At 51.1% G+C, this 14,867-nt stretch carries 15 protein-coding genes; 8 read left to right on the top strand and 7 right to left on the bottom strand.

Annotated elements, in window-relative coordinates:
- Nucleotides 1-122 precede the first annotated feature (122 nt).
- Nucleotides 123-626 (top strand): DUF305 domain-containing protein, encoded by a 504-nt coding sequence (locus KNP76_RS10360; RefSeq protein ID WP_214844478.1) that lies wholly within the window; start codon nucleotides 123-125, stop codon nucleotides 624-626.
- A 14-nt stretch (nucleotides 627-640) separates the two neighbouring features.
- Here the strand turns inward: KNP76_RS10360 and KNP76_RS10365 are convergent, their stop codons facing one another.
- On the bottom strand, nucleotides 641-1,270 hold the full coding sequence (locus KNP76_RS10365) for an NAD(P)-dependent oxidoreductase (protein WP_214844479.1): 630 nt from the start codon (nucleotides 1,268-1,270) through the stop codon (nucleotides 641-643).
- Between the two features lie 114 nt (nucleotides 1,271-1,384).
- Here KNP76_RS10365 and KNP76_RS10370 point away from each other — a divergent pair, with 114 nt between their 5' ends.
- Complete coding sequence (locus KNP76_RS10370; RefSeq protein ID WP_214844480.1) at nucleotides 1,385-1,711, top strand: winged helix-turn-helix transcriptional regulator; 327 nt, start codon at nucleotides 1,385-1,387, stop codon at nucleotides 1,709-1,711.
- 39 nt (nucleotides 1,712-1,750) lie between these two features.
- Here the strand turns inward: KNP76_RS10370 and KNP76_RS10375 are convergent, their stop codons facing one another.
- From KNP76_RS10375 to KNP76_RS10395, 5 genes are all read right to left on the bottom strand, one after another.
- Nucleotides 1,751-2,857, bottom strand: a complete 1,107-nt coding sequence (locus tag KNP76_RS10375; protein ID WP_214844481.1) for a sensor histidine kinase — start codon at nucleotides 2,855-2,857, stop codon at nucleotides 1,751-1,753.
- A 131-nt stretch (nucleotides 2,858-2,988) separates the two neighbouring features.
- Nucleotides 2,989-3,192 carry a hypothetical protein gene (locus tag KNP76_RS10380; RefSeq protein WP_114165113.1) on the bottom strand — a complete coding sequence of 68 codons (204 nt, stop codon included), beginning with the start codon at nucleotides 3,190-3,192 and terminating at the stop codon, nucleotides 2,989-2,991.
- Nucleotides 3,193-3,252: 60 nt separating this feature from the next.
- The gene (locus KNP76_RS10385; RefSeq protein WP_198662216.1) at nucleotides 3,253-3,414 is read right to left on the bottom strand and encodes a hypothetical protein; all 162 of its coding nucleotides are present in this window, start codon (nucleotides 3,412-3,414) and stop codon (nucleotides 3,253-3,255) included.
- Between the two features lie 102 nt (nucleotides 3,415-3,516).
- Nucleotides 3,517-4,434, bottom strand: coding sequence for a TerC family protein (locus KNP76_RS10390; RefSeq protein ID WP_214844482.1), 918 nt, complete (start codon nucleotides 4,432-4,434; stop codon nucleotides 3,517-3,519).
- Nucleotides 4,435-4,563: 129 nt separating this feature from the next.
- A complete protein-coding gene (locus KNP76_RS10395; RefSeq protein WP_114167458.1) occupies nucleotides 4,564-5,187 on the bottom strand; it encodes a DedA family protein in 624 nt (207 codons plus the stop codon).
- A gap of 220 nt (nucleotides 5,188-5,407) precedes the next feature.
- On the opposite strand from KNP76_RS10395, the gene KNP76_RS10400 reads away from it, so the two are divergent.
- On the top strand, nucleotides 5,408-6,268 hold the full coding sequence (locus KNP76_RS10400) for an SDR family oxidoreductase (protein WP_214844483.1): 861 nt from the start codon (nucleotides 5,408-5,410) through the stop codon (nucleotides 6,266-6,268).
- 39 nt (nucleotides 6,269-6,307) lie between these two features.
- Here the strand turns inward: KNP76_RS10400 and KNP76_RS10405 are convergent, their stop codons facing one another.
- Nucleotides 6,308-7,834 (bottom strand): methyl-accepting chemotaxis protein, encoded by a 1,527-nt coding sequence (locus KNP76_RS10405; RefSeq protein WP_214844484.1) that lies wholly within the window; start codon nucleotides 7,832-7,834, stop codon nucleotides 6,308-6,310.
- Nucleotides 7,835-8,004: 170 nt separating this feature from the next.
- On the opposite strand from KNP76_RS10405, the gene KNP76_RS10410 reads away from it, so the two are divergent.
- From KNP76_RS10410 to KNP76_RS10430, 5 genes are all read left to right on the top strand, one after another.
- Entirely contained in the window at nucleotides 8,005-9,714 is a 1,710-nt protein-coding gene (locus tag KNP76_RS10410) for a methyl-accepting chemotaxis protein (protein ID WP_214844485.1), read from the top strand.
- Nucleotides 9,715-10,062: 348 nt separating this feature from the next.
- The gene (locus tag KNP76_RS10415) at nucleotides 10,063-11,241 is read left to right on the top strand and encodes a galactokinase (protein WP_371816211.1); all 1,179 of its coding nucleotides are present in this window, start codon (nucleotides 10,063-10,065) and stop codon (nucleotides 11,239-11,241) included.
- On the top strand, nucleotides 11,238-12,236 hold the full coding sequence (gene galE / locus KNP76_RS10420; RefSeq protein ID WP_211780504.1) for a UDP-glucose 4-epimerase GalE: 999 nt from the start codon (nucleotides 11,238-11,240) through the stop codon (nucleotides 12,234-12,236). Before KNP76_RS10415 ends, galE begins: the two co-directional genes overlap by 4 nt.
- The gene (locus tag KNP76_RS10425; RefSeq protein ID WP_214844486.1) at nucleotides 12,233-13,705 is read left to right on the top strand and encodes a UDP-glucose--hexose-1-phosphate uridylyltransferase; all 1,473 of its coding nucleotides are present in this window, start codon (nucleotides 12,233-12,235) and stop codon (nucleotides 13,703-13,705) included. Before galE ends, KNP76_RS10425 begins: the two co-directional genes overlap by 4 nt.
- Before the next feature lie 102 nt (nucleotides 13,706-13,807).
- Nucleotides 13,808-14,836, top strand: coding sequence for a LacI family DNA-binding transcriptional regulator (locus KNP76_RS10430; RefSeq protein ID WP_211780506.1), 1,029 nt, complete (start codon nucleotides 13,808-13,810; stop codon nucleotides 14,834-14,836).
- Nucleotides 14,837-14,867: the final 31 nt, after the last annotated feature.

The following is a 14,867-nucleotide window of genomic DNA, read 5'->3' on the forward strand; positions in this document are numbered from 1 at the left end:
TGTGAAAAAGAAGTGAAATGATAGACATGCTCGCTCGACGAGATGGACCATGGGGTTTTAACGAAAAAAGAATAGGCAAAGGAATACATAGCAGCAAATGAATAGAAAGGCAGGAGAGACAAATGAAACCTTACGCAAAATTCGGCTTGATGATTCTTGTGTCGACGTTTCTTATGTATTGGCTCATGTATTTGAACGTGTTCCAATTCGACCACATCTTCTTCAGTCAGACGCGTCTGTACATGGCGCTCATCATGGGTTCGGTCATGGCGTTCGTCATGTTGCTGTTCATGTGGGGCATGTACAAGAACAAGAAGTTGAACGCCGTCATCTTGGGAGCGAGCGCGCTCGTGTTCGGACTCTCGCTATGGCTCGTCCGCAGTCAGACGACGGTCGATGACGTCAGTTGGATGAAAGCGATGATCCCGCACCACTCGATCGCCATCTTGACGAGCGAACGGGCGGAGATCGAGGACCCACGCGTGAAACAGTTGTCAGAAGAGATCATCAAAGCGCAAGAACGGGAAATCGCTGAGATGAAGCGATTGATTGAAGAGTTGGAGAAAGAAGAGAAAGAAGCGAAAGCGAACGTGGAATCTGAAGCGAAAACAGACGTGGCCGAATAATGCGGCCACGTCTGTTAGTTTCCGATTAGCGGATATTCGTGCACGTATTGACGCTCTTCAAGTTCGCGCAACATGAAATGGGCGACGTCGGCCCGGTCAATCATCGGCTTGTCAAACGCGAAATAACCGGTCCGATACGTTCCGGTCATAGGTCCTTCTAATAAGAGGGGGCCACGGACAATCGTCCATTCGAGACCGCTTGCCTCGAGAATCCCTTTTTGGATGTAACTGTCGCGCAGTAAATCGCCCGCGAACGTCTTCATGAGCGTCTCGGCGAACCGGCTGATGAGTTTCTGTTTGACGTCTTTCGGTACTTTGACCGTCGCACCTGTCAAATTGACGACGCGTGTCGCGTTGTACGCATGCATGGCGGCAACGACATGGGATGTCGCTTGTTCCAATACGTCCTTGTTCGATGTCTTCGTGTGGCCGAGAGCCATCAGGACCGCATCCGTTCCTTCAACGGTCCGGAAAACATCATCCCGGTTTTCGGCGTCTCCTTTCACAATCGTCAACCGGTCATGAGTCAAATCAAGTTTTTCCGGACTTCTGACTAGCGCTTTGACATGATGACCATGGGCGAGAGCCTGAGTGATCAATTCACGCCCCGTCCGTCCGCTGCCTCCGAATACTGCGATATGCATCACATTCACTCCTTTGTCTAGTAGATATCTCTAGCGTACTTGTTTATGTACAAGAATAGAAGTACGCACAAATTTGACGTATACTATCCTCAAAGATACTGAAGGAGTGGTTCCATGGAAACGTGTCCTGTCGAAACGATTGTCCAAAAATTTTCCGGGAAATATAAGATGTTGATTCTGCATCGGCTCGGCACGCTCGGCGTGAAGCGGTTCAATGAAATCTGCCGCCTGTTCCCGCAAGCGACCCCGCGAACATTGACCCGTCAGTTGCGGGAGCTCGAACAAGACGGATTGATCATCCGTACCGTCTACTCAGAGATTCCGCCCCGGGTCGAATATCGATTATCAGAGGAAGGGGAGTCCCTTTATCCGATTTTAGAACAGTTGGCACGGTGGGAATACGAAAGAAGCGGACAGACGCAAGCATCCGCTCGCTCATAAAGAGAAGGATTTGGTCGCATGACCAAATCCTTCTCTTTTTTAGAAGCGTCGTGGAAAACGCAAGGTGAACGTGGATCCGATGCCAGCGACCGATTCAACGTGGATACTCCCGCCGTGGGCGTCCATGCATTGTTTACAAATTTGAAGTCCGAGCCCGGTCCCTTTGATGGCACGGTGAGCCTCCGATTCGACTCGATAGTAACGTTCAAACAATTTAGGCAACGCGTCTGCTGGGATGCCGATGCCTTCATCACGGATTTGAATGACTATCTCATGTGCCTCTTCAAACGCCGATATAGACACATTGCCGCCTTGCGGTGAATACTTGATCGCATTATGAATAAGATTTTGCAGACATTGTCTGACCCGATCCGCATGAGCGACGATGGTCATGTTTTCTGGCTCGATCTGTATGGAAATGGTATGGGTTGCGGTCGTCGCGTGAAATGTCGCAAGAATTTCATCTAACATGTGGGAGACGGACACGTCGTCCATGTGTCCGTTCAGCACGACCGCATCATGGCGTTGAAAATCCAAATAATGATCGGCGAGCCGCTCGAGCCGTTCAGTCTCTTGTTGAATCAGCCGTAACATATTCGCTTGCTTCTCACGCGTGAGCGGTTGATGCAATAACAGTTCGGTGAATCCTTTGATGGCCGTCAACGGTGTGCGAATCTCGTGTGACAACTCGGCGAGGAACACTTCTTTCCGTAAAGATAACTCAAGTGTCTCGGTATGGTCGTACCATGTGAGGAACACGCTGTCCGGGTTATTGATAAAGTATGGGACGACTTGAAAAAGATGTGTATCGAACGAGCATTCGAGCGTCGAGACCGGCTCAGATGAGCAAATCGAGCGGAAGAAAGCCTCAAACTGTTCACGCGGTACGACTTCTATTTGCCGGCATCGCGCGAGAAAAGACTCGAGCGTGCTTGATTTCGAAACCTCGAAGCGTCGAGCCAAATTCTCATTCATTAAGAACGTATTCGTCGCGGGTTCATAAAAGCAGACCATCGCCTGCGACTTGTCGAGCAAGGATTGGACAAATCCATCCGGTTTCGTCCAGTCTCGCTCGGTCGGATCAGGTCGAGTGTCGTCGTGCGCTTCAAAAGAAGACGAAGCAATCGGTTCAAGGTTGTGTGTCATCGGTGTCGCCCCCTATCTTCTGCTGAAACATTCCTAAAACGCCTTCAAGTGAAATTGTAAAGCAACGTGTATGCAATGCCTATGCGACAATGTGCAAAATGTGCAAAATTCTTGAATTTGAACCAAATTTCTCACAAGTCCTTGTGAAGCTTCTCTTCGATCAGATATAACGCTAACGTGAGGGCATCAATCCGTCGTTTCGCCAGTGTCACCTGCGATTTGTATCGCTCAGGGGAGTCTTTCGCCTCGAGCGTCCTCACCGTCTCGTTCAGTTTTTGGAGAATCGAATCGATTTGCCGCTTCGCCTCCGTCAGTTCCGTCATTGAATAATTCATGGCTCCTCCTAAAGGGTTTTCTCCAGTATACAGAAGAAAAACCGAAGCATGTGCCCCGGTTTAGTCTGTCTGCGGTATATAGTTTCTAGTACGGCGGTTTGTCGAGCGCGGTGCGACGAGGAAAAAGATTCCTAACATCACGCCGACGCCAAGTCCCCACGGACTGTTGAACAGAAGCATCAACACGATCCCGAAGACGAGTCCAATACTCACATCACCCATACGGTCAAACATGCATAACCACCTTTTCTGTGTTTGCTAGACTAAAGGTTTACCCACAATTGAGAAGTGATCCACCTGGGAGGCTAGCACGTCTCCCTTTTGTTATACGTTCGTCTGTTGATTTGGTTTCGTTTTGTAGAAACTATAGACGACGCTGATCAAGATGACGAGGACGATGGCGCCAAGCGACATCCAAATCGGCATCTTGTACACGTCGCCGAAAATCATCTTTGTCCCGATGAAGACGAGCATGAAGCTGAGCCCGTGCTTCAAGTAATAGAAGCGGTCAATCAAGTTAGCAAGGACGAAGTAGAGGCTACGGAGTCCAAGAATCGCCATGATGTTCGCATAGAAGATGATATACGGGTCACGCGAGTAGGCAAAACTGGCCGCGACCGAGTCGACGGCGAAGACGATATCTGAAATTTCGATAAAGATGAGCGCGATGAAGAGCGGTGTGAAAAACAGTTTGCCGTTGATACGTTTCGTGAACTTACCAGACGAGATGTCTTGCGTGATCGGCAAGCGGCGCTCGAGCCAACGAATCGTCTTGTTCTCTTCGAGCGACTCGTCTTTGCCGATATTCTTGAACATCATCCAACCTGTGTAGACGAGGAAGGCACCGAACACGTAGTAGACCCAACCGAAATTCTCCAACAGGGATACCCCGGCAACGATGAAGACGGCCCGGAAGAAGATTGCTCCGAGAATGCCCCAGAATAATACTTTGTGCTGATACTTGAGCGGAATCGCGAAGTAGGCGAATACGAGCGAGAAGACGAACACGTTATCGATGGCGAGTGCTTTCTCGATGAAGTAGACGCTCGCATATTCGGTCGCGGCCGTGCCACCTTGTGAGTAAAACAACCATCCACCGAACGCGAGAGCAATCCCAATCCAGACGAACGTCCATGTCCATGCCTCACGGAGCGAGACTTCGTGTGCCTTGCGGTGGAACACCCCGAGGTCAAGTGCGAGCATGAAGATGACGAGCGCCAAAAAGGCGATGAGCAGGGTCAACAACAATTCCTCCTTTTTAAGTTCAAATGAACTCTATATGATTAATTTAAGGTCATAAGAACTTAAAGTCAAGCATAAATATGTGAATTCATGAAAAAACACTCCGAAGTCAATTCGGAGTGTGCAAACTTAACGCTGTTCAGAGCGGCGTGACCAGATGACACGTACGATGAAAGCCCCTAGTCCGAGCAGGATGACGGCGAGGACACCATACATGACATGCGAATACGTCTCGATATGGCCGAGCCACACTTGCCAATTCTCCCCGACATATACGCCGACAAAGATGAGCACTGTGTTCCAAATCAACGTCCCGAGTGTCGTTAACGTCAAGAATTTGATGAACGGCATGTTCGACATGCCGGCCGGAATCGAGATGAGACTGCGGACGACAGGGACGAATCGACCGAAAAAAACGAGTTTCGGTCCAAAGCGGTCGAACCAACGATCGGCCATACGGACGTCATCAACTTTCATATAGAGGCGCTTGCCATAACGTCCGACCCAAGCCTCGAGGCGCTCCCTGTCGAAGAACAGGCCGACGCTATATAAGACGATGGCTCCGATGACCGCCCCGACCGTCGCAGCGAGAATCATCCAGACGGGTGAGAGTGCGGTCGTCGTCGTGAAGAAGCCAGCGAATATTAAAATGAGCTCGGACGGGATGGGCGGGAAGACATTCTCGATGAAGATGAGGAAAAGGACGCCGAAATAGCCGAACTGCTCAATCATTTGTTGAATCCATTGTTCCATGAATCGTTTCTCCTTGCGTATATGACATTTCTGTTTACTTTACCCGATAGCAAAGAGCACGCCCATACAACTGGAGATTGAATTTGTTGACCATAAATGTGCGAAACATTAATGGCACATTCGTAGTTGGAGAAAATGTCTCATTTTTTGATTTGCTACCCTTCTATAAGGGGAAAAAGAATGAATCAACTTGATTGAACTCAAAAGGAGGCATGAACAGATGAAATACTTAGTCACAGGTGCGACCGGGAAACTCGGTTCGAAAATTGTCGATGAGTTACTCAAATCGGTCCCGGCAAGCGAACTCGCAGTCAGTGTCCGCAACCTTGAAAAAGCGGAAGCTCTGAAATCGAAAGGGGTCGACGTGCGTCACGGCGACTTCGACAAGCCAGAGACGCTCGATGAAGCGTTTAAGGATGTCGAACGACTGCTCATCATCTCGACGGACGGGGATAACGAGACACGCATCCGGCAACATGCGAACGCGGTCGAAGCGGCCGAACGAGCCGGCGTGTCGTTCATCGCCTACACGAGTCTCGCTGATGCGACCGATAGTCAAAACCTCATGGCACCGCCGCACGTCGAAACCGAAGGCGCGATCGAGCGGACTGGTATCCCGCACGCGTTCTTGCGCAACAACTGGTATTTAGAGAATGAACTTGGCAACATTCAAGGCGTGCTCGCCGGCGCACCTTGGGTGACGGCAGCCCGGGACGGGAAAGTCGGTTGGGCATTGCAGGAAGACTACGCCGAAGCGATCGCAAACGTCCTCCTAGCGGACGATTTCGAACAAGATATCTTCGAACTATCGGGTCCGCTCCATACTCAAGCCGAGCTCGTCGAGGTGCTCAGTGACGTGCTTGGACGTGAAGTCGCCCTCCAGGAGGTGAGTGCCGAGGCATACGCTGACGTCATGCGCGGCGCCGGGGTGCCGGAAGAAGCGATTCCGATCGTCGTCGGCATTCAAGACAGCATCCGCAACGGCTCGCTCGAAGTCGAGTCGAACGATTTCGAGTTGGTGCTCGGCCGTCCGGTGACGCCACTTCGTGAGGCGCTCGACAAACTGATTGCCACATTATAAAAAACCAGACCGCGAATCCAACATTCGCGGTCTGGTTTTTTAGTTGGCCCGGGACTCAAGCTGACCGGTCACGTCTTCTAACGTGCTCGCGGTCGAGGCGAGGCGGTCGGACATACAACTCAACTCTTTTTGGATGGCGACTTGTTCCTCGGTCGCGGCGGCGACGTGTTGAATCTGTTGCTGCAACTCGCTCGCCGCGTGTTTCGTTGTCGCGAGGCGCATCTCGAGCGTCTCCATCTGCGACGTCACACTTTGACGCGTCGCTTGAATCGAATTGATTTGCCCGTCAATCTCGGAGACATCCTCGGTCAAGCGGTGGAAGACGGCGGTCATATCGGCCGAGACGGTTTGACAGTTCTCGGTCGCTTGTTTGAACAACTGCGCCGATTCCCGGACGACCGTCGTATCCTCCATGAGGCCACCGAGGACGCGTGTCATCTCGGCCGCGTAATCACGGGACTGGACGGCGAGTTTGCCGACCTCTGAAGCGACGACGGCGAAGCCCCGTCCGGCGTCACCGGCCCGTGCCGCCTCAATCGAGGCGTTCAAGGCGAGCATGTTCGTCTGGCCGCTGATTGTCTCGACGTGTTGCAGGATGGCTTGAATCTCGGTCGAGCGGTTCGACATCGTCGTGACGACGCGTTCGAGCCGCTCGGACTCATGGATAATCTCTTCGACTTTCGCTTCCATCCGCTGCATGTCATCTTTCCCTTCAATCGCATCGGCCGCGATCCGGGACGAGGCGGCGGCGGTCTGGGCCATCCGCTCCTGAATGAGGGCGGTGAGCGCGCGAATCGATTGAATCTCATCGGCCCCGTGATTCATCGACGTCTCTTGTTCGGTCGCGTGCGCGACGATCGGATCGACCGTGACGGCGATTTGTTCCCCGGACGCGAGCGACTGATTGGCGGCCGTCTCGAGCTCGGTCGCATGTGTCTTCAAGGTCATGACGAGTTGGCTCGCGTCGGTGACGGCCTGTCTCAATAAGCGGCGTGTCTCGTCCTCTTGCGCTTTGACGCGTGACGACTCGAGGTTACGGAAGTGGATCTGGACGATGAGCACCGCGCTCAACAAGATGAGATAAATCGCATGGACGAGGAGCAGGCTGAACGGATAGTCGGCCGTTCCGCAGATGATCTCCGGGAACAAGAAATAGCCGGCCAAGTGTTGTACCGCGAAGATGACGGTGCTATAGAGGATCAAGTCGATGCGGCGCATGAACGACAAAATCGCCAAGACGACGAAAATCGAGAAGTGATACTCGACGAGTCCTTGGCCGCCGGCGACGGTCGAGATGCTCGTGAACGTCAGCGTGAGCATCATCAAATACGGGAATAGCTCGGGTTTCGTGCGACGGCTGACGACCATAAACAGGAACAGCACGATCGGAACGGCAAACAATACCCATGTCGCGACCGGGTACGCATAGCCGACGGTCCCGTTACGGAGCACGGTGTATGTATAGGCGAAATCGGTGAAGCGGTGGAGCAAGTGGACAATGACGGACGTCAAGACGATGACGAACGTGGTGACGAGCATCAACTGATTACGTTTCGTAGCACTCATATAATTTCCTCACATTCTGAATAGTAGTTCGATTTGGCTATCTTATTATCGGACAAATATCACAATGTTTTACTTGATTTGAATATTCAGTGAAAAAATTATTTCACCCTGAAGATTTTTTCGTTTGAAAATAAATGATTCGCTCCGATAAAGAGAATGGAGGGATGAAAATGAAACAAATGTCACTATCAAAGAAAATAATGATTTTGCTCGCGGTTCCGTTGTTGTCGATGATTGTCATCGCCATCGTGGGTCGACTCTATATCGGGCAAATGGCCGATGCGGGCGAAGAACTGTATCGAAACGATTTGCTACCGATGCAATATCTTGGGCAAATCCGGACGGATGAGCGAGCGATTGACGGATATCTACTCGAGCTCATTCTGTCTACAGAGACGGAACGAAACGAGGAGCTAGAAGCAGATATCGCCGAACGGAGAGCGAGTATATCGTCTAATCTCAAGGCATTAAACGACATGTTCGACCCGAAAGATGAGACGATGAAAGCGCACATGGAGGATGTTACAACAGGAGTGACGGCTTATCTAGAAGGAGTCGACCTCGTCTTGCGACCGGCGCTCCGGGAAGAGAATGCGGCAGCATACCGAACATACTTGTCTGATTTACGTCCGACCCGTCTCGAATTGGTCGACTCGGCGGCCTCACTCATGGAAGGCATTAAACAAGAGGCTGAAACCTCCAACGAGGAGATTCAACAGAGTCTCGGCAACGCCATCGTTGTCTTTTGGGTTACCGCGGCCCTCGCCTTTTTGACATCGATCGCTCTTGGGGTCTATATCGCCCGTCTGATTTTGCGGCCGATCAAACAGTTGAGCCTTCTGATGGAGCGGGCAGGCGAAGGTGATTTGACGGTGCACGGGACATACGCGTCGCGTGACGAGATCGGGTTGCTCGTACAAGCGTTCAATGCGATGAAAGATAATTTACGTCACTTGATCGAACAAGTGACCGCGACGTCCGACCGCGTCGCCGTCTCGTCAGATGACTTAAAGAATAACGTCGAGGAGACGACGAAAGCGACGGAAATGGTCGCGATGACGATGGAAGAGATCGCGTCAGGTTCGATGCGTCAGCTCACGCGCGTCAAAGCGTCTAACGAAACGTTGACGGATTTGACGAATGGCATCCATCACGTGTCGACGAACGCACAGCACATGACCGAACTGTCGGAAACGACACTTCAAAAAGTGGCGAGCGGGAACGAATTGATTGAGACGCTCGAGCACCAACTCGATGAGACGAATGAAAAGATGAAACAGCTCCAACAAGTGATCGCTCAGCTCAATATGAGATCAAACGAGATCGGAACGATTACCGGGGCCATCACGGGCATTGCCGAACAGACGAACTTGCTCGCCTTGAACGCAGCCATCGAGGCGGCACGAGCGGGCGACCAAGGGCGCGGCTTCGCCGTCGTCGCCTCAGAGGTGCGCAAGCTTGCCGAGGAGTCGGCCGTAGCGACGAAACAAATCGCCGCCTTGATCGCAAACACACAGGCGGAGACGAAAGACGCGGTCGAGACGATGCATATCGTCGAACGTGACGTGTCGAACAGCGTCCACCACGTCAAACAGACAGGCGAGGCGTTCGATGAGATTCAAGAAGCGATTGAAGAAGTCGCGCATAAAGTCGAAGAAGTGTCCGGTGCCGTCCAAGAGATGGCGGCCGGGGCGACTGAGATTTTGACGTCCGTCAGCGAGATTCAAGGAATCACCGAGGCGACCGCGACCGAAACCGAGAACACGTCGGCGGCAACGGAAGAACAGATGGCGTCGATGGAAGAGATCACGGCGTCGGCCCAAGAACTGTCCAACATGGCCATCGAGATGCGCAAGATGACGAAGAAATTTATTGTCTGACGTGGCAAAATAAGTTCGAAAAGATAAATAGATTAAGATGTTGATAATGTTTTTTCGTATGTTCTCATGTAGTCGATGAAACGTCACCGTTTAAACGAGTAGAGTCTCTATTTCGATATACGTGTACGCGTCATATAAAACCCGCACTGGTTTGCCAGTGCGGGTTTTATAATTAAATCTTACGTTATTTTTGTTAACTGAACAAAAATAAAATCATAACTTATCAACTTAATTTAATTGATGATATAAAAAACAAAAAAATGAATTTTGTTTACTAAACATTGTTTATTTTATAGATTTAATGCGTTAGAATCAGAGTGTGGTGAAACTGATAAGGAGGGAATGACTATGAAAGACATGCTGAAATTGTCTGAAGCATTTACAAACACTTTTCAGAAGGACTTCGAACGGGTATTTTTTGCCCCTGGCAGAATCAATTTGATTGGAGAGCATATCGACTATAATGGGGGACACGTCTTTCCTGCGGCGTTGACGTTCGGGACATATGCGTTGGTACGACGTCGTACCGATCGACAGTGCCGTTTTTACTCGATGAATTTTCCGGAAGCTGGAGTGGTCACTGTCCCGTTAGGTGAGCTTGATTACCAAGACGCGCACGGGTGGGTGAATTATCCGAAAGCGATGCTCCGTTACATGCTTGATGGACGTGAACCGTCGTTCGGGTTGGACTTTCTGTATTTTGGCGATATCCCTAACGGTGCGGGCTTGTCTTCGTCGGCTTCGATTGAGTTGGTGACGGCGGTCGCTCTGAATGCGGTGTATGATTTGAACTTTGATCAACTTGATCTCGTCAAATTCGGACAACGCGCCGAAAATGAATACATCGGGGTCAACAGCGGGATCATGGACCAATATGCGGTTGGGATGGGCAAGAAAAATCAAGCGATGTTACTCGATTGCGATACGCTTGAATGTACGTATGCGCCGTTTGAGTTTGAGGATGTATTGGTCGTCATCATGAATACGAATAAGCGGCGTGAACTGGCCGACTCTAAATACAACGAGCGGCGACAAGAGTGTGACACGGCACTAAAAGTTCTCAATCAAGAATTGAATATTCGTGCGCTCTGTGATTTGGATAGTGCCACACTAGAAGAAAGACAAGATCGATTTGAAGATGAGACCATCTATCGCCGGGCAAGACACGTCGTCAGTGAAAATGAGCGCACACGTGAGGCGCTCCACGCTCTTCAGGCCGGTGACGTCCATCGCTTCGGAGAACTGATGGATGCCTCTCATCGCTCGTTGGATAAGGATTATGACGTGACCGGTGTCGAGTTGAACACATTGGTCGAGAGCGCATGGAGACATGGGGCGATTGGGGCGCGCATGACGGGCGCTGGTTTTGGAGGTTGTGCCATCGCTTTAGTACGGGAACATGAGAGTGCTCGTTTCATCGACGAAGTGACTGCGGACTATGAACGCCAAATCGGATATGCGCCGACTTGCTACGTCGCTTCTATCGGGGAAGGAGCCCATGAAATCAAAGGAGGGAGCATCTCATGAGTATTCTCGTTGTAGGGGGAGCCGGTTACATCGGCTCTCATGCGGTCTATCAACTGATTGATCGAGGCGAAGATGTCGTCGTCGTGGATAATTTGTCGACGGGACATCGCCGAGCGTTGCATCCGAATGCGACGTTTTATGAGGGGGATATCCGAGATAAAGCCTTTTTAGACAAGGTGTTCTCTCAAGAGCAGTTTGACCAAGTGATCCACTTTGCGGCAAATTCGCTCGTCGGCGAGTCGATGGAGAAACCGCTCGATTATTATGACAACAACGTCTATGGGACCCAGGTGTTGTTAGAGACGATGGTGAGACACGGTGTGCTTGAGATCGTTTTCTCTTCGACGGCAGCGACGTATGGCGATCAGGAAATCATGCCGATTGCCGAGTCGGCCCTGACACATCCGACGTCGACGTATGGTGAAACGAAGCTCGCGATGGAGAAGATGATGGGGTGGATCGGGAATGCCCATGGACTGCGCTATGTGGCTCTGCGCTATTTCAATGTGGCAGGGGCAAGGTCGGGAGGAGAGATTGGTGAGGACCATCATCCCGAGACACATCTCATTCCGCTCATTTTGGAAGTGGCGAACGGGAAACGGGACCACATCTCCATCTACGGAACGGATTACCCGACAGAAGACGGGACATGCATCCGTGACTATATCCACGTCGAAGACTTGGTAGATGCACATGTGCGTGCCCTCCACTATTTGCGTGACGGTCAGAAGAGTGACGTGTTCAATTTGGGATCGAATACGGGCTTCTCTGTCAATGAGATGATTCAGGCGGCCCGTCAAGTGACGGGACACGCGATTCCTGCTCAGGCGACGACACGCAGAGCTGGCGACCCCGCACGTCTCATTGCCTCTGCGGAAAAAGCGAAGCGAGTACTGGGGTGGGCTCCTGAAAGAACCGATATCACCCGTATCATCGCAGATGCATGGGCATGGCATGCCGCCCACCCTGACGGATATCGTGAGGTGGGACGATGAGTGCGCTTGTGAATGGACTCGTGGCGGCAACGCTAAAAAGTGGACTCATCCAGGAGCGGGATGTCATCTACGTGAAGAACCGGTTGCTCGCCATGACGGGGGCGACACCGAGCGATGAGACGACGAACGGTCGAATCCCGGAGCTCGTCGACCGATTGGTGGACGAGGCGGTGCGGAACGGTTTGACTGAGGACGGCCGGTCACAGCGGGATCGGTTTGCGGCAGACATGATGAACCAATTCATGCCACGCCCCTCGGAAGTAGAACGGGTGTTTTACGACAAGTACGCGACGGACCCGGTCATGGCGACGGATTACTTTTACCGGTTGTCGACGGACTCGAACTATATTCAGACAGAGCGAACGAAACAGAATATCTCTTATCAAGTAGATACAAGATATGGAATGGTCGACATCACGATCAACGTGTCGAAGCCAGAGAAAGATCCGAAAGAGATTGCACAACAGAAGAGCGTGAAGAAAGAGGGGACCCCGTACCCGAAGTGTCTCCTCTGTGTGGAAAATGAAGGGTACGAAGGGCGCTTAGATCATCCGGCGCGAGCCAATCATCGGCTTGTGCCGCTCGAACTCGGAGGCGAGGAATGGTATATGCAGTACTCGCCTTACGTCTATTACGACGAACACTGCATCTTATTGTCGGGTGAGCATCGAGATATGCGGATCGACCGTTCGTCGTTCGTCCGTCTGCTCGACTTTGTAGAGAAATTTCCGCATTACTTCGCGGGATCGAATGCCGACCTGCCGATTGTGGGCGGCTCGATTTTATCGCACGACCATTACCAAGCAGGACGATACACGTTTGCGATGGCGGAGGCGCGCGAGACAGGCCGATTCTCTTTTGAGGAATTCCGAGATGTGAGCGGACACACGTTGCTTTGGCCGTTGTCGGTCATTCGGTTGCGTAGCCAAAATCAAAACAGCCTCGTCGCGTGCGCGGATCGTGTCTTGTCGACTTGGCGCAACTATTCGGACGAAGCATGTCACATCTTGGCCCACACGGACGCCCCGCATAATACAATCACACCAATCGCACGAAAAAAAGGTGAGTTCTTCGAGTTGGATCTCGTTCTTCGAAACAACCGGACGACATCGGAACATCCACTCGGACTCTTCCATCCCCATGCAGATGTTCACCATATCAAACGAGAAAATATCGGATTGATCGAGGTGATGGGGCTTGCCGTGCTCCCGGCGAGGCTCCAAGCTGAGATGGACGAAGTTAAGAGATTTATTGTAGGAGAAACGGACAACGTACAAGATCTCCATCAAGATTGGGCTTGCGAATTGAAACGGGCATACGATGGAAGGGAGAATATCGAACGTTTCATCGAAATGGCCGTAGCCGAAAAATTTGTTAAGGGACTTGAGGACTGCGGCGTCTTTAAGTTGGACGAAAATGGACAACGAGGACTTCAGCGCTTTATTCAAGTAATTCAATCACGGGACTAAAGGGAGGCGGACAGGTGAAGACTTGTCTGCCTTTTACTTTACGGTTGAAACAAATCCTTCTGTTTAGTAAAATTAAATCACATTTTACCCAATATTGGAGGCATGATTACTTTGACAAGCATTCGTGAAGTGGCGAAGAAGGCGGGCGTTTCGATTGCGACTGTATCCCGCGTATTGAATTCGGATGAGAAGTTATCCGTCAGTCAAGAAACACGTGATAAAGTGTTGCAAACAGCGAAACAATTAAAATACAGCCCACGAGAGAAGAAAACGCATAAGAACCGGATCGCGACAGTTGGGCTCGTGACCACGGTCAATGAGATTCAAGAGATTGATGATCCATATTTCCGAGCGATTCGACGCGGTATTGAACAAGAAGCCGAACGGCTGAGGGTGAGTGTCAACCGGGTGATCCGTCTGTCTGATAAAAAAGCGGACTGGGAAGGATTGAACCATCTCGGAGGAATCCTCGTCCTCGGTACGGTCGACCCGAAAACATTGGAGTCGCTCTATAACGAGAATCCTAATATTGTCGTCATCGATGACTCGCATGCCGACGCACGGTTTGACGCCGTATATTCTGATTTCAAAAGCGCGACCATAGCGAGTCTAGAACATCTATACGAAAACGGACATCGCAACATCGCCTATATCGGAGGGCAGCGTGTCGTCATGAACCAAGAGGGTGACGTCTATTTCAATGAGGACGAGGATCGGTATCAGACCTATGTATCTTGGATGAACGACAAAGGGTTGCAGCATCTCCGCTATGGGCTATTAGGGGGATGGAGCACGTTGGAAGGACTGCGTTTAGGTGAACAGTTGACGGAGCGTGGCGACACGACAGCGGTGTTGGTCGCGAGTGACCCGATGGCCGTCGGTGTGTATCGCGCTTTTCAAAAACAAGGATATAGCATCCCAGAGGACATCTCGATCTCTAGTTTCGACGACATTGAAATCGCTGAATTCCTGACACCTTCGTTGACGACCGTGAAGGTAGAGACCGAAGAACTTGGGAAATTTGCCGTCAAGTTGGCGTTGGAACGGATCCGCGAAGAACGAGATATTCCCGTGCGAGTCATGATTCCGGCCAAACTGATCAAACGAGAAAGTGTCCATTATAAAAATTGAATAAAAGCGATTGACAAAGTGTTTACTAAAC

Source organism: Exiguobacterium sp. s150, assembly GCF_018618435.1.
Classification (GTDB): Bacteria; Bacillota; Bacilli; order Exiguobacteriales; family Exiguobacteriaceae; genus Exiguobacterium; species Exiguobacterium alkaliphilum.